We start from the raw sequence: 25,103 nt of genomic DNA on the forward strand, positions 1-25,103 counted from the left end.
ATTTGATGTTACTTCATTATTTTTCAAATATTTCAAATAAAAAATTCTTTTTTTTTATTGCTACTTTAGGATTATTAGCAAATATTTTATCCGCTTATAGTACTTTAGGATATTACCAACAAGATGAGCATTATCAAATTCTCGAATTTATTCATAATTTAACTTTCAATACAAGTCCAGATAAAATGGTTTGGGAATATAATTCTCAAATACGTCCTTGGTTTCAACCCTTTTCTTATTTCTTGAGTTTAAAATTATTTTCACTTTTTTTTAATTTGAATGATCCTTTTTTTATAAGTTTTTTAATTCGCCTTGAGTCGAGTTTATTTGCATTTATTGGTCAATGTCTATTTAGTTTGACATTATATAAAATTTTTAATGGAAACAAAATTTGGAAGATATCAACAGGAATTATATTTTTATTTTATATTTTTCCCTTTTTATCTGCAAGAACCTCATCCGAAAACATTTCTTCTACATTTATTTTACTTTCTTTTTCTACCTTTATTTTTTCTATTAAAGATAAATTATTTAATATTTCAGAATTAAAACAAAAACTATCTTTCAATCATTTTGGTATTTTTTTATCGGGACTTTTTTCTGGATTTGCTTTTGAAACTCGATTTCAAAGTGCCTTCTTTATAATTGGCTTTGCATTATGGATCTTTTTTAATACGAAAAGAAAATTATTATTTATATTAACATATTTTTCACCTATTGGAATTTGTATTCTTTTAGGAACTTTAATTGATACATATTGCTATGGAAAATTAGTATTCGCACCCTGGAATTATTTTGATTACAATATATTAAAAGGAGTTGCTGCTAATTTTGGAGTTTCTCCTTTTTATTATTATATAAATATTTTATTTGATTTTTTTGCCCCCCCTTTGGGATTTTTTATAATTTTAGGAATTTTTATCTCTATAATAAAGTTTACAAAAAGCATTTTATTATGGTCTATTCTTAGCTTTGTTGGTTTTCATAGCCTTATTGGACACAAAGAGGAAAGATTTCTATTTCCTATTTTTATATTAATGGTCCCTATTTTATGTCAATCTATTCTTTATTTATATAAATTAATAAATGATAATATTTCTAATAATAAATATTTAATAGCGCTTAAATCATTAAAAGCAATATTTAATATCTCATTCATCATTATTTCTATAAATAGCATACTTATTCTTTTATTTACAATTTATAAAATTGAAAATATTTCATTTGGTTTTTTAAATACTTTCGCTCAAAGATTCAAACACCATGACATAAAAGCTCTCGAATTTTTAGATAAAAATGTAGAAACTCCTGAATATTACGGATTCAACAAAGACATTCAATGTGATGACATAACAAAAAATTTAAAATGCGATTTAAATCGTTATTTTTATATTAAAAATCAGCATAATTTTATTTTATTAAGTTCAAATCAAGAATATATTCATCTTTTTAAAAATAAAGGTAAATTTTATTATAATTACTTATATTTAGATAAAAATAATATTGATTTTGTTAAAACAAATTTCTATAAAGATCATTGTAAAACTGTCTATTTATCAAGATCTATCCCTATTTATGAAAATGAATTTTATCTTTTTCAAAACTCCATTTTAAAACCAATTTTAAATCTTAGGCATTGGTATAATAGAGGTTATGCAGATATTTTTATCAAATGTTCAAATTAAAAAACTAAATATTCACTGAAAAAAATTAAAAAAAAACCGATTATATCACCATTAAACAGAAATATTACTCAATTCTGGAAAACTTTAATGGATAACAGTGAGCATTTAAAAGAATTTATTCTTACTTTTATTGAAGAAGCTAAAGACACCTTAGAGCTTTGGGAAAAAACATGCCTTGAATTAGAGAAAAATCCAAACCCCGAATCCATTAAAAATTTATTTCGTTTTGCTCATAATCTAAAAGGATCTTCGAGGTCAGTTAATTTAAATGCCTTTGGAACTTTTATACATAAAATAGAAGATTTAATCACTTTATTAAGAGACGAAAAAATTCAATATCATTCAAGTTTTATTACCTTATTTTTAAAATGCCATTCTATAATGGATAACTGGTGTGATCAGTTTGCAAACGATTTAAATTATATTCCAAATGAAGTTTTTGAAATTGAAAATGAAATCAATCAATACCTTTCGATTATTGAAAAACCTGAACTAAAAGAAACTGAAGGTTTTAGTATATTTAATTATAAAGATAATTTTGTAAAAGATAAAGAAGAAAGCAAGGATGATAAATTAACAACATCAAAGTCACAACAAAAAGTGGATACGATTCGCATTCCTTCTAACAAAATTGATATTATGATTCATTATATAAGTGAATTATGTTCTCATCATGCTATTATTTCACATTGTAGTTCAATTGGAAAATATAATAATAAATCATTTATCAATTCTGTTCAAATATGTGAAAAAATTATAAAAGAATTGCAATCAAATGTTTTTGCACTAAGAATGCTTCCACTAACTTCATTATTTCAAAGATTAGAAAGAACAGCAAAGTCTCTCGCCATGCAACAAAATAAAGATCTTGAAATTATAACAGATGGTGATTTTGTTGAATTAGATAAAAATATAATTGAAAAAATTATAGACCCTCTCGTTCATGTTATTCGTAATGCAGTAGACCATGGTATTGAATCAAGCCAAGAAAGATTAGAAAAAAATAAAACTGTAAAATCTTCCATTAAGCTTGAAGCTAAACAAAATGTAAGTCATGTTGTTATTACAATTTCTGATGACGGCAAAGGGATAAATCCAAAAATTATTTTTCAAAAGGCCGTCCAAAAAAACTTAATTGCCGAAAAGACAAAATTAAATGAACAAGAAATATATCAATTACTTTTTTTACCTGGATTTTCAACCGCAGAAAAAATAACAGAAGTTTCTGGTAGAGGTGTTGGATTAGATGTAGTGAAACAAGTTTTAGATGAAATTGGAGGATACGTAAATATTCAAAGCCAAATTAACTTTGGATCTCGATTTGAATTCCATCTACCTGCAAATCTTTCCATTATTGATGTGCTTACAATTAAGGTTGATAATTTAAATTATGTTATTCCCATTTCAGAAATTTCTGAAGTGTTAGATCTATCAAAAATTAAATATGAAAAAGTTACAAACAGCGAAAAAGTGGCTTTATTAAGAAATAATACAGTAATAATAAAAGAATTAAGTCAATATTTAAAAAACACAGATAAAAATAAATCAAGCTTAATTAAAAATGCAATTGCTCTTATTGTTGAAGATAATCATTTTTATTATGCTTTTGAAATAGAAGAGCTCATTGGGATTGAATCTGTTGTTTTTAGAAAAAAAAGCGATAAATTTAATGTTATAAAATACTATAGCGGTTCCACTGTACTTCCAAATGGAGAACCCGCATTTATATTAAGTTTAAAAGAATTAATAAATCAAATAATAATTCCTAAAAATAAAGAATTAGATTCTAATTTATTGGAAGGAAGATTATGAACATAGAAGAAGAAAGCAAAGATTTATATCTTGTTTTTAAATTAAATGAAGAAATTTATGGAACACAATTACTCCAAGTAAGAGAAGTCATTGAAAGCCAAAATCCAAAACCCATTCCAAATACTATTCATTCTTATATGGGCGTAATTAATGTACGAGGTGAAATAGTAGGTACAATTGATCTCCGAATAAGGTTTGGATATCCAGTTCCAGAAATTCCACCAAAAAATTCTGCCATGATAATTTTTAATACCACAGGTGGCTCAATTGCTGTTTTAACAGATCAGTTAGAAGGTGTTTTTCATTTAAACTTTATGGAAAACAGTCAAAGGCCTAAAATTGAATCAAAAATACCAAATGATTACATACTCGGTATGCATCAATTTAATGATAAAATTATTACAATAATTGATCTGCACTCTATTTTGGATAAACAAGAAATTACAAATTTATCTAGTATTCAATTAAGCTCAAAGGATTCAATATGATTTTAAAAAACCATTATTTCTCTATGCGTTTTAAAATAATTACTTTAATATCTATTGTAATACTTTCATTATGCTTTGTTTCCATCTTTCAACAGCTAAATAATAGTTCGGATCTATCTAAAAATATGGAACATGTTTTGGAATCTGAATCCTATAATTTAGGCAATGCTATTTCTGCTCAGTTTTATGAACGATATGGAGATGTTCAAGCTTTTGCTATCAATCCTGTTTTTCAGCAAATTGATAAACAAAAAATGCAGGAAACATTAAATCAATATTCATCACTTTACGGAATTTATGATTTAATTTTATTTGTAGATATGAATGGTAATTTAATTGCATCAAATACATTAGATTCAAAAGGAAATCCTATTAATTATCAAAAAATAAAACAAGATAATTTTGCTAAAGAAAAATGGTTTGAAAGCGTAATCAATAAAAAATTTACAGAAGATCCAGAAAAAAAATTTCAAGGAACATATTTTGAAGGGCCTTATGAAGATCTTATTGCATCAAAAGTCTTAGGCAATAAATCTTATACAAATTCTTATAGTGCTCCCGTATTTAATAAAGCTGGTAAAATGATTGGTGTTATTTCAAATAGAGCAAATTTCTCTTATATTGAAGATGAACTTAAAGAAACATACACTCAATTAGCTAAACAAGGATATACAACAACGGAGCTTTGTATATTAGATAACAACGGAAATGTAATTGCAGAGTATGATCCTTATTATTCTAAATCAAATGAGTTTAAAAGAGATTTTAATGTTTTAAATAAATTAAATCTTTTTAAAAGAAATCCGGAAAGAGCTACTTATTTTAAAGAAAAGAAAAATGGAATTTATTATTCTTATCATCCAAGAAAAAAATTTGATACAGTTGGTGGTTTTTCCTATATTGAATCACCAAAATGGATATACTCTAATGGCTGGATGGTGTTAATTAGAGCTGAAGTAAATTCATTTTTTAGCCATATTAACTATTTAAAGTATAAATTTATTTCTACGATTTTACTAATAGCATTTATATTTGTCATTATTGCATTTATGTTTATTAATATATTAACTAAAAACTTTATTCAAATTAGTGAGCACTTAAAAACTTCGGCAGCAAAGACATTTCATACTGCAAATAAAATGGCAATTTCCTCTGATGAAGTCGCAACAGCTACTGCAGAACAATCCGATGCCGTTCAGCAAAGTGTGAGTGCAATGAGTGAAATCTCAAGTATGATCACACAGACAATGGAACATGTAAAAGACTGTAGTGTTTTTGCTTCTACCGTTAATGAAAAAACAGACAAAGGTAACGTGATCATGGACAAACTGACAAATTCCATGGAATCTATTCAAAATGCAAACTCCGACCTACAAAACATGGCAAACATCATAAATGAAGTTACAAATAAAACGTCTATTATTAATGATATTGTTTTTAAAACGCAATTATTATCTATTAATGCCTCCATTGAAGCAGCAAGAGCAGGACAACAAGGTAAAGGCTTCTCTGTGGTTGCAGAAGAAGTTGGGAATTTAGCTTTAACAAGTGGAAATGCAGCAAAAGAAATTCAAGCGCTGCTTCAAGATAGCCATAATCAAGTCTCAAGAATTATTGAAATTACTTCTAAAAAAATATCAGATGCACAAGCTGTATCAAGTGATGCTGCTAAAGAATTTGTAACTATTTCACAGGAAATTGAAAGTATCAATGAAAGATTAAAAGGTATAACTTTAGCTACGAAAGAACAACAAGTTGGTGTTCAACAAGTTGTGAAAGCAATGTCAAAAATGGACCAAGCAACGAAACAAAATAATACCTCCGCAATTGAAGCTCGAGAATTATCAAAAGAATTAAAGCAAGAAGGTATAGTTGTTGAGAAGATTATGAAAGCAACACAGGTATTAATTTTAGGAAATGTTTCTTTAGGTTCAAAAAAAGAAAAAGAAATGCAATTAATTGAAAAACTTTCCAACTCCTGGGAAGATAGAAATATTATAAAAGAAAAAGAAAATGGAGAAATCATTGAATCTAATAATGATTTAAAATATTTATTAGGAAAAGTAACAAAAAATATTAAATTAAGAAAAAATAGTAGTCCTGAAAAAAAAGAAATAACAGCCGATGATGCCGCATTTAATGAAAACAAAGACCAATGAAGATAGAATTAAACAATGATGAAATTGATGTACTATTAGATTTATCTTTAGAAATAACGGGAATTCAATCTCATCCTAATCAAATAAAAAGTTTTGTTATAGAAAATGTGAAACAAAGAATGATTTTAACTGAAAATTTTGAATTAAATCATTATTTAAAGTTTTTAGATAATAATCAAGAAGAATATGATAAATTTTTATCTGCAATTACTGTTCATACCACAGGATGGTTCCGAGAGTTTGAGCATTTTAGAATATTAGAAAATGAAATCATTAATTTAATTCAAAATCATAATATTCAATTCATAAGAATTTTATCTATTCCATGCTCTACGGGAGAAGAAGTTTATTCTCTTGCTTTTTTATTAGAAACAATAACTGAAAAATTTCCCCATATAAATTATAATATTATTGGTATTGACATTGATTCTCAATCAATTAAAAAATCTAAGAATGCTGTGTATTGTAAAGATGATTTACAAAATATTCCCTTACAATTTCATAAATATATTCTGAATGGGTCAGGAAATGTTAAAGAATTTTTTGCAATAAAAAGGGAAATTAGAGATCATTGCCAATTTTTTGAAGGTGACATTAGAGATGATAACTTTTTAAAAAATAATATTTCTTTTAATAACTCTTTGGATAAAAATGACCATTTTAATATTATTTTATGCCGAAATTTATTTATATATTTCAAACAAAATGATATTGATAAAATTATTAGTAATTTTAAATTAATAACAGACGAAAATGGAATTATTTGTATTGGTCACAGTGAAAAAATTGAAGCTGATAAATTTAAATTGTTTCATATTGGAAATTCAATTTATAAAAAAAATTTATCTCCAATAAAAATTAACTCAGAAAATTTAAACATAGATTTTTTGCTTTTTTCAAATAGCGATCCCATAAGACTAAAAAATTTTTCTGACAGATTTTCTAAAGAATTTAAAGATTTTAAATTAATAAACTCCTTAGATCAATTAAAATCAATTGAAGATAATAATCAACTTAAAGTTGTTGCAATAGATCGTGATTCAAAATCTCATGAACTTATTCAATTATTATTAACAATTGTCAAAAAAAACAAAAATATTTTTGTAATAGAAACAATTATATTTCCTAGTCAAAAATTATCTTATAGCTTAGATATTTATCATGAAAGCCAAATTTTCAAAGATTTTCAAGATTGGAGATCTTTTGATATAAATACCTCTCAAATTATATTGTATTTAAAAAAGCTATTAAACTCAATTGAAACTCCAGGAACAGAACAAAAAGAAAATAATAAGGCAATAGATAAAAATAAAAAAGTTAAAGTATTTATAGATAATTTGATTCCTGATTTTATTGCTATTGGAGCTAGCACAGGAGGCACTGTTGCTTTAGTAGAATTATTAAAAAATATTCCAAATAAGTTTCCACCTATTATTATAGTTCAACATTTACCTCACATATTTTCTAAAGAATTTATAGAAAAATTAAAGAAAACTTCAGGATTAAAATATGTATCTCCTATGGAACGCCCCCTTTTAAAACATGGTCATATTTACCTAGCGGACGGTGATAATCATATTATAGTAAAAGGAAGTACTGGTAATTACAGAGTTGAACCAGATATGTCTCCTCCTAAAAAAGATCTCCGTCCTTGTGTTGATATTTTATTTGATTCCATAGCTAAAACAAAAGCAAAAGGAATAGGAATTCTACTTACAGGTATGGGAAATGATGGTGCCCATGGTTTATTAAAATTAAAACAAAATGGATGTTTAACCATAACACAAAATGAAGAATCTTGTGTTATATATGGAATGCCAAAAGAAGCGGAAGCTTTAGATGCAAGTTGCTTTAGTGGTGATTTATTTGAAATTAGACAACTTCTAAATAAAATGAAAACAAAAGTTTCATAAAATTTACAGAACAATAAATTAATAATTTAAACTTGACAAGATATTCTTTTCTAAATATTTTGTTTTAGACATAAAAGGAATTTATAATGTTTACTTATATTTTTGATCTAAAATTAAAATCAAATGTCACACCACCATAAAAATAGATTTTTTTATTATTTTTCAAATAAAATTAATTTTTGAATGCAAAATCTTAAATAAATAATAATAACGAGGTTAATATGTCTCTTTATGAAGAAAAGAAGCCTCATTCCCAAGATTTTTTTGGTGAATATCGTAACTTTTGGTGGAACCAAGATTTTATCGAGCTTATGGCAAAACGTTGGTGCCTAAATAAGGTAAATTCAGTCTTAGATGTAGGCTGTGGTATTGGACATTGGGGTAGAGTAATTAATCCCTTTTTATCTAAAACATGTGTTATTTCTGGAATAGATATGGAATCTGAATCTATTCATAATGCAATTCGTTTAACAAATACATATGAACTAGAAAAACGCTTTCATTATTCTGTTGCTCTTGCAGACCAAATTCCATTTCAAGATAACACGTTTGATATGGTAACATGCCAAACCTTATTAATTCATATAAAAGATGTTATTAAAGTACTTAACGAAATGAAAAGAGTTTTAAAACCTGGAGGACTTTTGCTTGCTGCAGAACCTAATAATTCTGCGTCTAATTTAATTGAACATTCACTTTCTTTTGATGACCCCATTGAAATAAAATTAAAACGAATTCAGTTTGCCCTCATCTGTGAAAAGGGGAAATCCATTCTTGGTCTTGGCCATAATTCAATTGGAGATCTTATTCCTGGTTACTTTTCTCAACTAAAGTTGTCAGACATAAAGGTTTATCAATCAGACAAAGCTTCTCCATTAATTCCCCCTTATCATTCTGAAGAACAAAAAGTTTATTTAAAACAATTTTCAGAATGGATTGATAAAGATTTTCTAATGTGGAGTTATGAAGAAACAAAAAAATACTTTTTAGCAGGAGGTGGAATTTTAAATGATTTTAATTCAAATTGGGAGAATTTGCGTAAATCAAGTTTAGACTTTATATCAGGAATTCAAAATAACAGGACTCACAGTGCAGGTGGAATTGTATTTTATCTTATATCAGGAAGAAAAATTCAAATTTAAATTAATTCCTATTTAAATAGTTTAAGGATGTTTCTTTATCAATAATATAGCTTGTATTTTCACATATTGCTGAAATATAGCCTGTCTTTGAAAAATTTGTGCGCCAACTTTTATAACCAATTTTTTGAAGCATTCTATTTGGCATAGGATTATGAAAAGCGGGTTCGCAAAGGATTAATTTGGGTTCGTATAATTTATAAAATTCCAAAGCAGAAAGACAAAATAACTTTGCTCCAAAACCTTTTCCCCTATACTTATCTACCCACATGTGCAAGTGCATGCTAGCCAACTCACCTTTAACGATATCTCTAAAAGCATTATGCCCAACTGGTTCATTGTTTATATACCATATCATATAAAAAGATTTGCAATCCTCTAAAGGATGCTTAAATGAAGCTAGAATATCATTATGAAATTTCTCTTTAGATGATAATTTGGCTTTGTCCACACCCATTCTATCTAAATCGGCATTACTACAATTAAACCAATAATCAACCATATATTGAATCTCATTTTCTTTCATTGGACTAACAGATAGATTTGTCATATTTCACCATAAAATAAAAAATTATAATTTAATTTAAGCAAAGACCTAAATCGGCTTCTCTGGAGTCTTGGAAACAAAAATACTATGTCATATTTTAGCCAAAAAGTCATAAAGTGACAAAAAAATAAAATAAACATTTAAAGTCCTTTTAAATAAAAGATATTTTACTAGAAATTTTAATTTTTAAATCAATTATACCAAATAAATCTTAATTAATATGAAAATTATGTCAAAAAAATAGACTATTAAAATCTCTATTCATTCTCAATTTTAATATTGATAGAAAATAAATTGAAGGTTTTCTGCAGAATATATAAAGACCTTCTTAAATAATTCAAGGATGGAAAGTTTAAAAGAACACTATTTTTAGCCATAAGGACTTATAATGAATAAGATATTTTCTATTGCATTTGTATCTTTGCTTTCTTTATCTTCAATCGCTTTAACAAGTTGTGGGCATACAGGGCAAAATACCCCATCTTCAGATCAATCAAATACAACTCCTGCTTCTGTGATTCAAACCAAACTTAATGTCAAAAATTTTTACTCCGTTTCACAATACAGCTCAAATAATATTCTAAATGATAAAACAGTTAAATGGGAATTAAATACAACTATTAACTGTGATGGAAACCCCAAAGGCACAATAGAAATTATAAACCAAGATTCCGATCCTAATTTTCTACTTGACACAGGTAAAAAATGTAATATTTCATTAAATACTTTTAAATTAAATGATGTTGTTTACATTCCAGAAAATAACTTATTTATAATGAACGCTGACGAAAAATTGAATGTAACAAGTCAAGAAAATATTCAATACAACTCTGAAACTACAACAATAGATGGAACAGATCATTTGTATTTTAATGGTTTAACAACTGAACCTAATTCATTAACTATTGCATTTTCCACATTATCAAATCAATTAAATAATGATAGCCTTATTCCAGAAATTTATAATTTAGAATATAAAGGTGATAATAAATCCGTTAATATCAATTCAAATTTAAGTATAAAAAATAATACTTCATATGCTTTTACTCTGCCTAATTCTTCATTAAGTGATGATCATAAAACATCTTGGGGCTATTGGGACAATCCTAAAATAACAGCAATCAAAGCCAGTGTTACTGATGTTAAAACAAATAAAATCTATGAAATTACATTAAATGCATTTAATTTTGCAGAAAATGGGGAAAATACAAAATTAAATCGTGCAATGGTATATTCAACCAGCGATCCTTCTAAAACGGATTATACAAATCAATTTTCAATTAGCTATGATCCAACTGAAAATAAAGATTTACCAAACGATGCCAAACTTACTGGAACGTTAGTAATAAACTCTCTTGGATGGCATATTCCCTCATTTAAAAATATTAATGTTCATATTTCTATAGATAATAGTGCCCCTACTCCATAGAAATAAAAATAAATGCTCTTCTTATTTGAAGAGCATTTGATTTATAAAAATTCAAATTTTACCTTCTTAGATAATTGTTTCATTCTAAAAAAAAAGATAGAAGAATTTTGGCTTACCCGTCTCAAGAAAAATGAAACGATGCAGCTTTCAAGAAATTCATTTCTCTAAATAAAGAAACACGAATCTATAAGGAAAAATTATATGGGACACTATTTATTAAAGAAATTCGTTTTTAAAATAACAATTTTAATTCCCTTAATATCTTACAATGCTTATCCTGCAATACCTAACACAGAAATTCAAAATATAAAATTATATCCATTCCAAGAAAAACTATTGGAACTCGAAAAATCCTCTGATGGACGTATTGGAATTTCTGCCATAAATACTGCTGACAATTCAAAGCTTGAGTATCGTGCAGAAGAACGTTTTGCTTTTTGTAGCACATTTAAATTAATGGGCGTTGCCGCCATTCTAAAGCACAGCATGACAAATAAGAACTTTCTTAAAGAAAAAATAAATTATAAAAAAGACGATATCATTGCTCACTCCCCTATTACTGAAAAACATCTTTCAGATGGAATGAAAATTGAAGAACTTTGCAAAGCAACCATTACGACAAGTGATAATGCTGCCATAAATCTTTTAATAAAAAAAATAGGAGGGCTTAATGCTGTTACCTCATTTGCACGCTCAATTGGAGACAATAATTTTAGACTCGATCGTTATGAAATAGAACTAAACTCAGCAATACCTGATGACTTACAAGATACATCAACTCCTTCAGCAATGGCAAAAAGCATACAAAAGATTGTACTAGGTGACGTCTTAGCACTACATCAACGTGAACTTTTGCAAACATGGCTAAAAGATAGCATTACTGGTGATGCTCAAATTCGTTCTGGCGTTCCAAAAGGGTGGATTGTTGCTGATAAAACAGGAAAAGGTAAATATGGCACGACAAACGATATTGGAGTTATTTGGCCACCAAATTGCCCTCCTATTGTTGTGGCAATTTACTTTACCCAAAAGAAACAAAATGCAAAATACCGTGATGATGTTATTGCATCAGCTACAAATATTATAATTAATGCCTTTGCTAATAAGGACAAATGTATTCAAATAAAGTCTCAATAAAAAGAACGAATAATTGATTTTAACGAAATTATTTTATTATTTTGATGACTTAAACTGTTTAATTTTTTCTGCTACTTTTTTAGCATCAAAAGCAGGGTCAACATTTTCATCGACACTTCTTATGATCAATTTATCATCTACGATAAAAGTAACTCTTTTAGACATAGTTAAAAGTGGCATTTTAGTTCCATAAGCAACAGATATTTTTCCATCTTCATCGCTTAAAAGATCGAAATTGAGATGATGTTTTTCATAAAATTCTTTTATGGATGAAACACTATCTGTACTAATGCCATAAACGACAGCCCCCTCTTTTGTAATTAATTTAATTGAGTCTCGAAAAGCACAGGCCTGCGTTGTACATCCTGGAGTTCCTGCTTTTGGATAAAAATAGACTACCGACCAAGATTTATTTTTATTTTCTTCCAAAGAAATTGTCTTGCCATTTTGATTTTTTAATGAAAAGAGAGGAGCAGAACTTCCCACTTCAAGTGCAAAGCAGAAACTAGGTAATAAAAATTCCATCGATATTACAATTAATAGTGTTAAAAATCTATTCATGAATTTATCCTTTATAAAAAGTAAATAAAATAAACTTTTCCTAAAATTTATTGTGAAACTTTAAAAATCTTAACTTAAGTATCCTATCATAAAAATAAAATTATTTTCACCTTTTTAATTTTCTCAATAGAGTACCAAAAAAATTTTGATTTTATAGAATTTTGTAATATGAAAACATCTTATTTGAATTATATCCTCATAATTCAATTATAAATAACCCTTTTTTCTATATTATAGACAAGTTATATCTATTATTAAAACACAAGGAGGTGTTTACTTTGTTATTAAAAAAATTTAATTTTTTTCTTAAAAGCTTCATTTTATATTATTTTATTTGTTTTTTTCATTTAAACGGATTTTCACAAAGTCTCTATTCAGAAGGAATGGGCTCATATTTATTTTGCGTAAATAAAAATGACTCCTCAAAATGGCAATGGGCTAAACCAAATTTAACAGAAAAATATTCTTGGGCTCCTAAGGATGAACATGGATATTGGATTAAAGGAGAATTATGGCTAGCAAATATTCCAAATTATAATTTACATACTGGATTCAAAATCCATTTTGATTCAAAAGAAAAGCCATTAGCAAGAAATAGGAGAGAAATTTTTTATTTATCGCAATTTATTACTTACGAAAATACTCCCATTCAAGAACATCATATAGCAAAAAGAAATGGTGTATTAGATTATATTGATGATGAATATTTACAAACAGAAAATAATAAATATTTTAATAGGAATTTAAATAAATCAGATAACTGGTATCCTATAAATTCCGATGAAGAAATTAATTCTATCCAAAAATATATGCTTATTATGGATAAATTATTACACCATCAATCTGTCCTTTCAAGAAATTCAAGAGAATCTATTAACGCTAAACATGAATATGAAAAATTATCTCAAAGTTTTGGTGTCCAATTAAATTATGTTTGCAGAGAACTTGTTACTACATGCCAAAGTTCATTTGGCTTAGAATATGATCAAATTGGTGTTGCATCTTATAGTATTGCAGCAACAGATAGCGCTTATGTAAAAGCAGGAGATCAAGTTTGTAATAATTGGCATATGCCCAAAGGAATGGCATTAGGACCAAATTCTGGAATTCATTTAGACGAAATATTAAAAGAAAGTGCTATTTCTATTGTTTTAAATGGCCCTCTTCCTGAACCTGCAGAAACTGTTTTATATCCAACTTCAAAAGGGGTTCCTAAAATAGAAGGAGCTCCAAATGGAAGATTCCCAGACGCACTTGCTACTCCAAAAGTTAAAGAAACAACTCCTAAAGAAGCATTTGATTTAAATAATAACTCTGCAGAAGCTGCCACTGGATCTAATGCTGATGATGGATTTATAGAAGTTAAAAGAAATTCGAGTACTTTTAATAGAGCTCTTAAGAAAATTGCGGAACTTGATTACTCACAAGGTAAAGTGTTTGAAAATAGAGGTGATGGTATAAAGGAACAAAAATTACCAGATGGTGGAGACTATTGGGAATTTCGTTTTCCTCACAAAAATCAAACTAAAGCAGGTCCAAAAAGAATTGTAGTTGATAGAAAAACTGGTAATTGGTGGATAACAAATAATCATTATAAATCATTTGGCCCCATGCAAAAAGGCCCAATTAGCATGAATGCTTTCAATTGAATAATCTATAACTTTATATATTTAGATATTTTAAATTTATAACAATAAAACAAAATCGAATATGCTTTTATATAAATATAATAAATATTTTTTTATTTTTATTATATTTATTATATTTATATATTTATTTAAAGATAATTTTAAATAAATAAAAAAAAATATCTGAATTTAAGAATCATGAATCTTGCAAAATTCCAAAAAATAACGTAGTTTATTTTTTAAATAAACAATCAAAGATAAATATCTCAAAATTTAACATAAGCTCATGATGTGCTTTAACTAGGTATATATTATGGATTAATTTAAAAATAAAATTCTAACAATTAAATATTACATTAAACAACTTTTTTAGGAAAATATAAATGAGTAAGGCATTGCTTTCCCCATATCAAAAAACTTTTTATTTTGATTGGAATTTAGATCCAGCAAGAACAGATTATACAATGATTCAAAATCAAGAAATTAATGGAAAATTTGATTTAATTAAATTAAAGAAGGCATTTCAAAGAATAGTTAGAGAAAATTTTATATTAAATTCACATATAGAAATTATTAAAGATGATTACTATTGGGTTCAAAATGAAAATATATTTGATTTAGAAATTACTTATACAGATAAAATTGAAGAAAAAACACTTGAATTTGCAAAAAAACCTTTTGATCTACAAAACGGTCCCATTTATAGATTTTTAATTATACATGAATCTGAAAATAAAAGTAGATTATTAATGGCAATACATCATATTGCTATTGATGGTGTCTCTACGGTTCAATTTCTTGATGATTTATCAAACTATTTTAATAATGATAACTACAAAAACCCAAAATGTATTTCTGAACAAATAAGCAATATAAATTTTCTTTCTAAAAAGTTTATAGATGAAATTCAAACTTACAAAGAACATATGATTGAGTTTTGGAAAAATAAACTAAACCTATCAGAACCTGTAAATATGAATTTTTTAAAGACAAAAAAAACAAATAATAATAAATTATTTATTAAAAATAATTTTAACTCAATACAATCCATGTTTGGAATTTCTGAATATAGATTTAAATTAGAGGAAGATACTTTTAAAAAATTAAATGAAATCAAAAAAAAATATGTTTTAACATCATATCTATTTTCAAAAATAATTTTTGCAATTAGTATTTTCAAATATACTCAACAAGAAAATTTTTCCATAACCTTTCCCTTTGCAATAAAAGAGGGAAATGATTTCATTTATGGATCATACACAAATTTAAATCTCATTCCTTTTCAAATTAAAAATGAATTTAAAGTTTTAGATGTTATAAATCAAGCTAAAAATTTTTTGAAATCATTAAAATTTGATAATGTTAAAAACAATCATCTTCCTTTATATGAGCTAATTCCTTATATTAATAAAGATCTTATAACAACAGTTTTTTCTAGTGCAAATTTCCAAAATTTCCCAACTCATTTTAATGGTATTCAAGAAAAAATAATTGAAAATTCAAATATTGCTTTAATTCATGATGTCATTTTTGAATTTGAAGCCTCTAATAATGAAGTTAAATTTAGAGTTAATTACAAATCAGCCTCTATAGATAAAGATCTACTTGATAATTTTATAAATAGTTATAAGTTACTTTATAAAGAAGTAATTAATGACCTTTTAGACGAAAATAAAATATATGAATTCAAAACAATTGGTAAATATAATATTTTATCCGATGAAAATTATGAAAATATTATAAATAGATGGAATAATACAGATGTAAATTATAATTCTGAAAACACTATTCACGGTTTATTTGAAGAACAAGTTCAAAAAACACCAAATCAAATAGCACTTATTCATTATGGTATGAAACTCACTTATTCAGAACTTAATGAGAAATCAAATCAATTAGCTCATTTATTAAAATGTAGATATGAAATTAATTCTGATGATTTAATTGCTTTATGTTTAGATAGAAATTTTAATATGATGATCTCAATTTTTGGTATTTTAAAAGCAGGAGCTGCTTATGTACCCATTGACCCATATTGCCCGAAAGAAAGAATTCATTTCATATTACAAGATACCAAAGCAAAAATCATTATCACTAATGAGATTCATACTAATTTTATTCATAGCTCTATAAATGAAAATCATGCTATTCATATAATAGAAATAGATTCAAATGAAACACAAAACGAACTTATTTTACATGATAAAAATAATCATGAAAATAATACAAAACCTAATCATTTATCATACTTAATTTATACCTCTGGAACAACTGGAAAACCTAAAGGTGTAATGATTGAGCATAAAAATATCTACAATCTAACTCAATATATGAAAAAATTAATTAATTTTGATAAAAAATGCGAAATTAAAAACTGTTTATTTTTTTCGAATTATGTATTTGATGCTCATGTATTTGAGTATTGTACATACTTATTTAATGGATTTACATTACATATAATTGATAATGATACAAGAAAAGACATTGATTTATTAGATCAATATATAAGCAACAATAACATTGATTTAACTGTTTTATCACCAGTAGTTTTAGAAAAAAACAAATTTAAACGCTTAAAACTATTATTACTTGGCGGTGATAAAATAAACAGATCTATTTTAAATAATATGCTTGAAAATAATATTCAAGTTTATAATCTTTATGGACCAACTGAAGCTTCCATAATGTCGCATGCACATAAATGCTCATTAAATGAGGAATCAAACAATATTGGTTTACCTATTTCTAATTTTAAAGCATATGTTTTAGATAAAAATTTAAAACCATTGCCAATTGGTTCAGAAGGTGAACTTTATTTAGGTGGAAACTATATTGCAAGAGGATATTTAAATAATGAAGAATTAACTTCAGGAAAGTTTATAAAAAATCCATTTCAAAATAAAATTGAAAAAGAGCAAAATAAGAATACAAAATTCTATAAAACAGGAGATACTGTCCGTTGGTTACCTAATGGTGAACTTGAATATATTGCCAGAACTGATTTTCAAGTTAAAATAAGAGGATATCGTATAGAAATTAGTGAAATAGAAAATACATTAACACTAAATAACAAAATAAAACAGGCGGTTGTTTTAGTCAAAAATCGCATTGATTCTCAAAATATAGAATCTGAAAATAAATATTTAGCCCTTTATTATATCCCGAATCATGAAAATGAAATTAAAGAAGAGGAAATAGTATCATTTTTGCAAGAATATTTACCTGATTATATGATTCCACAATTTATAATTCCTATTAAAGAATTTCCTCTAAATAGCAGTGGAAAAATAGATAAAGCAAGATTACCTAACCCTGAAAAAAATAACATAACAAATTATATTCCGCCAAGATATGAAATTGAAAGAAAAGTATGTGAAATTTGGTCTGAAGTCTTAGGAATTGAATTTAATAAAATTAGCATGAATGATCATTTTTTAAGACTTGGTGGAGATAGCATTATAAGCATTCAAATTGTAAGTAAGTTAAGACAGAAAATGGGAATTAATATAAGTGTTAAAGATATATTCTTAAATAAAAATATAGATAATTTATGCAAATATATAAGATTAAATAAGAATTCAATAGAAAAAGAAAATACGATTTATTCTGAATCTGGGATTCTATCAGGTGAAGTTCCTTTATTAGCTAATCAAAAATGGTTCTTTGATAACGATTTTCCCAAACAAGAGCATTGGAATCAATCTTTCATCACTAAAATCCCTATTATAGAAAAAACTAATTTTATAAGAATAGTTAGTGAATTGCGAAAAAGACATGATGCTTTTAGTCTTCGATTTAAAAAAGATAATGGAAAATATATCCAATTTTACACCCCTGAACCATTGCATGGAGATATTAAATTCTTAGACATAAATTCATTAGGTTTAAGTGAAGGAACAAGTGAATTTAATGAAAAATTAAATCAGATTTTAACCGAATGGCAGAGTCATTTTTGTTTAGAAAAAGGTCCTATTTCTTGCTTTGGTTATCTTTATGGATACAAAGACAACACAGCAAGGTTATTTACTTCATTGCATCATTTAATTGTAGATACCGTAAGTTGGAGAATATTAGTAGACGATCTTAAAAATTTATATGAAAACCAAAATTTAGGCGAAAAAGGGAGCAGTTTTCGGCAATGGACCTTTGCAATTAATGATTATGCAAGTCTAAATAAGTCTGAAAAAGATTATTGGGATAATATTTTAAAGAAATATAAATATTATAAAGATAATTTTAATTTATATGATAATTTTATTGAAAAAAACGGAATGAGGAGTCATGAAGAATTTGAGCTTTCATTCGAAGAAACAAAAAATCTTTTAGAAAAATGTAATAAAATTTTTAATACTCAAATAAACGATATTTTAATAGCAAGTTTTACATCTGCTCTTGCTAAAATATTTAATCAATCAAGTCAATTTATAATATTAGAGGGTCATGGTAGAGAAGATATTTCAAAAAATATAAATATTACAAAAACTTTAGGATGGTTTACATGCATGTATCCTGTTCAAATTGAAGTAAATAGTAATATACAAAAAAATATCATTTATACAAAAGAATATCTAAGAAATATACCTAATAACGGAATAGGATTTTCATCATTTTATGGATATCAAAATGATTTAATTCCTAAAATAAGTTTTAATTATTTAGGTCAATTTAAAACCTATGAACATAGTTTACAAGATACATCCAAAGGAGCTTGGAATATTGCTAATGAAATTTCAGGATGCTCTATACATTCTGAAAACCAAGACAAAAATTATTTAACATTAAATGGCGGTGTTCTTTCAGGAATTTTATTTTTTAAAATTGATTCAAGGTTTAATAAAAATATTACTTTAGAATTAAAAAATAGATTTAAACAGGAATTAATTAGTCATATAGAATTTATACTTGATCAAAAAAGAACAATTTTAACAAGAAATGATATTAATTATATAATAAATCAAGATTATTTAGATAATATTCAAAGCAATAATGAAGTAAAAAATATATTTCTTGCAAATAGTCTGCAACAAGGATTTATCTATCATTCTTTAAAACAAGGCAAAATAGATGATTCCTATATTATACAAATGATTTGGCAATATCAAATGCCAGTTTCAGTTAATGATTTAAAGAATGCATGGGAATTTACACAACAAAAATTTGATGCGTTACGTACTCGTTTTGATTGGCATGAAGAGATGGTTCAAATCATTGATTATAAACAAGTATTAAATTGGAGTTATATTGATATTTCAGATAATAAGAATTTAATAAAACAAGAAGAAATTATAAATAAAATTCTGAACGATGACAAATTAAAAAATTATGAATTAAATAAGGGAAGTCTATTTAGAGTTTATTTAATCAAACAAAGTGAAAATCTATATTCATGCATTTTTAGCACTCATCATTCCATTCTTGATGGATGGAGTATTTCGATTTTATTGAATTATTTACACAATTCATATTTCTGTTTAAGAAATAATAATAATATTAATATTGAACCAGATGAATGTCACTCTGAATCCCAAAAATATATCCAAAATATAAAAAATAAAGATAATAAATACTGGAATAATTATATTTTAAATTTTGAAAATAAAGCAAACTTAAAAGGATTACTCTCAAATGAATCCAGAAGAAATAATTTAGATATCTCGGGTTATAACCATATTAATAGCCCACAAGAAAAGATCATTATATATAAAAATGATCTATATAAAAATTTAAAAGAAATTTCTAAAAATGAAGGAATTACAATTAACGCAATGATTCAATTTGCATGGCATAAACTTTTAAACATTTATGGATTTTGTGAACAAACGATAGCTGGAATAACTCTATCAGGTAGAAATATTCCTGTAAATGATATCGAAAATTCAGTTGGACTATACATAAATACTTTACCATTAATAATAGATCATAAACAAAATTCAGATAAAACAATAATAGAAATATTAAAACAAATACAAGATGATATCAATACTATTAATGAGAAGAGCAATGTAGATTTAGCTTTTATTCAAAAAAATGGAAAGAGACTATTTGATAGCATTGTTGTCTTTGAAAATTACCCTATAACAATAGATCCCTCCATTAAAGATAAAATAAAATTTATTAAAACTTTTGAAAAAATTGATTATCCATTATTATTGATAGCCCAAGATAACCAAGATGAGCTAAACTTATGCATTAAATATGCAGGGGAACTTTTTGACCCTAATTGTATAGATAACATTTTTACATTTATTAGCAATATATTAATACATATTAGCACAAATTACTCAAAAAAAATAAGCTCAATTTCTTATTTAACCTCTAAACTTTCTAATTTAAATTTAATTCCAATCAAACAATATAATACAACATCAATTTTAGAATTATTTGAAAATCAAGTAAAAAATAATCCCAAAAAAACTGCTTTAATATTTAATGAAAAAAAATATACATATGAAGAATTAAATAATAATTCTAATAAATTATCTAATTACTTGAAGAAGAGGTATAATGTCAAATCCGGTGAAAAAATTGCTATCATGCTTGATCGAAATGAATATCCAATAATTTCTTTATTATCTTGTTTAAAATTAGAAGCCATGATCGTACCAGTAGAAACAGTTTATCCTGATAAAAAACTAAAATTCATTTTAGATAATACAAATGCAAACATAATTATTACAAATAAATTTTATGAAAAAAGAATAAAAACTTTTTATAATCAAAATATAGTAATAATAGATAAAATAAGCACAAAAGATCAAATTGATTCAGAATCAGATATAAATAATTTAAAATACAATAAAACAAACAATAATAATATAGTTAAACTTGTTTCTTATAATTATGGTATAAATAATGAGATTACACTAAACAATGATACTATTAAAACTAGATTATTTAACAACATTAAGAATAATAATATTAAATATTCAGATTCATTTTTATGGAAAGATAAATTGAGTTCAATCTATTCTTTTTATGATATTTTATCTTGTCTTATAACAGGAGCAAAATTATATATTACTAATAATATTTTTGATCTAAATGAAATATCGCAAATATTGTCAAATTTTGAAATAAATATTTGCCGTTTTTCAATAAATGAATTTAAAGAGGCATCAGAATTAATTGATTTTTGTAATATACCTTTTTTGGATCGAGTTATTTTGAATCATAATAAAATTAATAATATAAATTATTATCCAGAAAAAATTAGTAATAAAATTTTTATTAATTATTACGAATATTCAGAATTTGAAGCTTTTAAAATAAATTTTATCTTGGATAAAAATAATTCATTAAATAGAATATTATTTCAAGTATGTTCTCAAGAAATAAAAAGTTATATCTTAACAAGAGATCATAAAAAAGCTCCAATTGGAGCGATTGGTGAGTTGTGTATAACTAAAAATGATACCAATTCAGATTATTTAAATAATGAAAATAATATTCAAAATATTGAACTATATAAAACTACGGAACTTTTTTGTGAGAATTTTGATGGAGATTTTGAATACATTGGATCAAATAATATAAATGAATTATTCCTTGATATAAATAAAGAAAAATCAATTTATGAAAATAAAATATTAAAATCAGAAAAATCAGAAAAAGATTTTTCGAAAATTAAAAATAAATCAATTATTGCTTATTATGTATCTAAATATCAATTAAATGAAGTTGAAATAATAAATAAATTAAAATTAAAGCTTCCTGAATATATGATACCAAGTGCTCTTATTCACCTCAAAGGTTTGCCATTAACAAGTAATGGAAAACTAGATAGAAAAGCCCTACCTGAACCAAAATTATCTTTTCCTATTTATTCATATGATCCTAAAAATAAAATTCAAAAAGATCTTGCTGAATGCTGGTCAAATGTTTTAAATATTGAGCTAAATAATATTAGTGCACAAGACGATTTTTTTGAACTTGGTGGTAACAGTATTCTAGCGATAAAACTAGTAAGTAAAATTAATAAACATTTAAATAGCAACATTAATCTTAATATTCTTTATAAGTGCAGAAACATTGAAAATATAGAGATTTTTTTGAATTCTAATAAAAATAAGATAACTAAAATCGAAAAAATTAAAATAACTCAACCAGAAGATCAAGTTTTATCTTTTGCACAAGAAAGACTCTGGTTTATAGAAAAATACAGTAATGGTTCAAACATTTATAATATTCCATTAATATATCAAATTGATAAAACAATAAATATGATTGCCTTAAAAAAAGCGATTTGCTCGATTTATTCTAGGCATGAAATATTAAGAACTATTATAGTTCAAAATAATTCTGGGTTGCCTTATCAAATCGTAAAAGATGAAAATGAATATCCATTAAATATTGAATACAAAAAATTTAATTCTAAAGAACAATTAGATTTAGTATTAATTAATGATTGCAGTTATATTTTTCATTTAGATAATGAAGTCCCTTTCAAGGTATTTGTTTATGAAATAATGAATGAGGAAAATCAGAATGAAATATACTTAGGATTTATCATTCACCATATTGCGTTTGATGGATGGTCTATAGAAATTTTATTAAATGAAATAGATATTCTTTATAAATCTTTTTCAGACGAATTTTTTGAGAGTGATATAATTCAAAAACTTCCTTTATTAGAAATTCAATATAAAGATTTTTCAAATTGGCAGAAAAAATATTTAAGTGAAGATATTTTCGAAAGACAGATGAAATATTGGGAAAAAAAATTAGAAGGATTTCAAAATTTAGTTATACCTGTGGATAAAATAAGGCCATTGGAATTTGACTTCATTGGTAAAAATATTCGCTTTGAAGTTGATGAATTTATATCAGATAATTTAAATCATTTAGCAAAAGAACTTCAAGTAAGCTTATTTAGCTTGTTATTATCTGCTTTTTATCTATTAATGAATTCATATAGTAATAAACCTGATATAATCATTGGCACTCCTGTATTTAATCGCCATTATCAACAAATTGAGAATTTAATAGGATTTTTTGTAAATTCATTAGCGTTACGTTTTTATATTGATCAAGAAATGCTTGTTCATGATTTTATAAAAATAGTTAACAATGGAGTCATAGAAGCACAACAAAATCAAGATTTACCTTTTGAAAAACTTGTTGATAACATTGTAACAACTCGTAACCCTGGACAGCATCCAATCTTTCAAATTATGTTTGGACTTCAAAATCACAGTCCTATTTTAACCCAAAATGAACACATATCTAATAAAATTAAAACTTATAAACCTCTTTATGATTTATTCAGTCCAGCTAAATTTGATTTAAGCTTACATATAGATAATAGTGAAAAAAATTTACAAGGAGCTTTCAACTACTCTGTCAGTCTTTTCCATGAAGAAACCATTATTGATTTTAAGAATGAGTATATTAAAATATTGAATAAATTTTCTTCTTCTTATGAAGAAAAAAATAATTTAAAATATGATCTAATTAAAAATTTGAAATCAAATATTGAAAATAAAAACAATTTAAAAAATATAGAAAACATTATAGAAACTAATCAAAATATTCCAATTCTAAATCATATAGCACCAAGAAATGAGATTGAAAATACAATTGCCCATATTTGGTCTGACCTTTTAAAAATTGAATCTAATAAAATTAGTATAAATGATAATTTTTTTAAACTAGGTGGAAATAGCTTCATAAGTATTCAAATGGTAAGTAGACTAGGTGCTAATTTTGATATTTCTATTCAATTAAAAGACATATTTACATATTATGATATTGAAAAACTCTCTATATTTATACAAAGCAAAATAGATAATAACTATTTTATAGCAAATGATATTGAAAAACATGCAAAACAAAAGTTAATAAGCTATCAGCCTATTATTAAATTTAATGAATCAAGAGAAAAACCAAATTTATTTATGATTCATCCTGCAACTGCAGGATGTGAAGTTTATTCTAATATTGCAATTTCATTTGAAAATCATTTTTCTTGTTATGGTGTTGAATCTTATAATATTCATCATGTAGATAAAATAAATTCATTAAATGAATTAGCTCTAAATTATATTAATGAAATCGATAAAGTTATGATAAGCACAAATAAAACGGAATATCATTTATTTGGATGGTCACTTGGTGGTTATATTGCACTTGAAATTGCTGCAATTTTAGAGTCAAGAAATATTAAAAATATTAAAGTTTATTTATTAGATACAATTTTAAGAAGTGCTAACGATCTAAATTCTAAGTCTTCAAAAGATGAAATTAATTTGCATAAAAAATCCACTGAAAACTATTTAATTTCACAAAAGTATAATCAATACTATATTGATAATATTATTTCAAATATTGATATAGAGTATAAGATATTAGGTCAAGAAATTTGTTCAAAATTAAAAAACACTAAAGTATTACTTTTTAAAGCAATGCAAATAGAAAAAGAATTTGGTGGAATTAATCTTGAAAAACAAAGCGAATTATTTGTGAATTTAAAATTGAATAATCTTGAAAAAGTAATAAATTCAATGGAAAATTTAAAACTAACTCCTGTTTTAAATTCAAGTCATAGAAATATAATTCAAGAAGAAAATTTTATTTTAAAAGAAATTATTAATTTTAATGAATTATGAG

Annotated in this window: 12 protein-coding genes; 10 read left to right on the forward strand and 2 right to left on the reverse strand. The window is 25.3% G+C overall.

What is annotated here, in order from left to right:
* The first annotated feature begins 5 nt into the window (after window positions 1-5).
* The 6 genes from GCL60_RS05365 to GCL60_RS05390 all read left to right on the forward strand — a co-directional run bounded on the left by GCL60_RS05365 (window position 6) and on the right by GCL60_RS05390 (window position 9,199).
* Window positions 6-1,685, forward strand: coding sequence for a glycosyltransferase family protein (locus tag GCL60_RS05365; RefSeq protein ID WP_153418968.1), 1,680 nt, complete (start codon window positions 6-8; stop codon window positions 1,683-1,685).
* 87 nt (window positions 1,686-1,772) lie between these two features.
* Complete coding sequence (locus GCL60_RS05370) at window positions 1,773-3,497, forward strand: chemotaxis protein CheA (RefSeq protein ID WP_153418970.1); 1,725 nt, start codon at window positions 1,773-1,775, stop codon at window positions 3,495-3,497.
* On the forward strand, window positions 3,494-3,985 hold the full coding sequence (locus tag GCL60_RS05375; RefSeq protein ID WP_153418972.1) for a chemotaxis protein CheW: 492 nt from the start codon (window positions 3,494-3,496) through the stop codon (window positions 3,983-3,985). The genes GCL60_RS05370 and GCL60_RS05375 overlap by 4 nt, the downstream gene beginning before the upstream one ends.
* Window positions 3,982-6,144: a methyl-accepting chemotaxis protein gene (locus GCL60_RS05380; RefSeq protein WP_153418974.1), complete on the forward strand. Its 2,163-nt coding sequence runs from the start codon at window positions 3,982-3,984 to the stop codon at window positions 6,142-6,144. Before GCL60_RS05375 ends, GCL60_RS05380 begins: the two co-directional genes overlap by 4 nt.
* A complete protein-coding gene (locus tag GCL60_RS05385; RefSeq protein WP_153418976.1) occupies window positions 6,141-8,057 on the forward strand; it encodes a chemotaxis protein CheB in 1,917 nt (638 codons plus the stop codon). Before GCL60_RS05380 ends, GCL60_RS05385 begins: the two co-directional genes overlap by 4 nt.
* 221 nt (window positions 8,058-8,278) lie before the next feature.
* On the forward strand, window positions 8,279-9,199 hold the full coding sequence (locus GCL60_RS05390) for a class I SAM-dependent methyltransferase (protein ID WP_153418977.1): 921 nt from the start codon (window positions 8,279-8,281) through the stop codon (window positions 9,197-9,199).
* Window position 9,200: 1 nt separating this feature from the next.
* Here the strand turns inward: GCL60_RS05390 and GCL60_RS05395 are convergent, their stop codons facing one another.
* On the reverse strand, window positions 9,201-9,746 hold the full coding sequence (locus tag GCL60_RS05395) for a GNAT family N-acetyltransferase (RefSeq protein WP_153418979.1): 546 nt from the start codon (window positions 9,744-9,746) through the stop codon (window positions 9,201-9,203).
* Between the two features lie 385 nt (window positions 9,747-10,131).
* Here GCL60_RS05395 and GCL60_RS05400 point away from each other — a divergent pair, with 385 nt between their 5' ends.
* Together GCL60_RS05400 and bla are read left to right on the forward strand one after the other, a co-directional pair.
* Window positions 10,132-11,172, forward strand: a complete 1,041-nt coding sequence (locus tag GCL60_RS05400) for a hypothetical protein (RefSeq protein ID WP_153418981.1) — start codon at window positions 10,132-10,134, stop codon at window positions 11,170-11,172.
* Window positions 11,173-11,373: 201 nt separating this feature from the next.
* Window positions 11,374-12,309, forward strand: a complete 936-nt coding sequence (gene bla / locus GCL60_RS05405) for a class A beta-lactamase (protein ID WP_153418983.1) — start codon at window positions 11,374-11,376, stop codon at window positions 12,307-12,309.
* A gap of 36 nt (window positions 12,310-12,345) precedes the next feature.
* On the opposite strand, the gene GCL60_RS05410 is transcribed toward bla, so the two are convergent.
* A complete protein-coding gene (locus GCL60_RS05410) occupies window positions 12,346-12,870 on the reverse strand; it encodes a peroxiredoxin (RefSeq protein ID WP_153418985.1) in 525 nt (174 codons plus the stop codon).
* A 278-nt stretch (window positions 12,871-13,148) separates the two neighbouring features.
* Here GCL60_RS05410 and GCL60_RS05415 point away from each other — a divergent pair, with 278 nt between their 5' ends.
* Window positions 13,149-14,519 (forward strand): ribonuclease domain-containing protein, encoded by a 1,371-nt coding sequence (locus GCL60_RS05415; protein WP_153418987.1) that lies wholly within the window; start codon window positions 13,149-13,151, stop codon window positions 14,517-14,519.
* A gap of 362 nt (window positions 14,520-14,881) precedes the next feature.
* The gene (locus GCL60_RS05420) at window positions 14,882-25,102 is read left to right on the forward strand and encodes a non-ribosomal peptide synthetase (protein WP_153418990.1); all 10,221 of its coding nucleotides are present in this window, start codon (window positions 14,882-14,884) and stop codon (window positions 25,100-25,102) included.
* Window position 25,103 lies beyond the last annotated feature (1 nt).

The sequence above is a fragment of the Silvanigrella paludirubra genome, assembly GCF_009208775.1.
Classification (GTDB): Bacteria; Bdellovibrionota_B; Oligoflexia; order Silvanigrellales; family Silvanigrellaceae; genus Silvanigrella; species Silvanigrella paludirubra.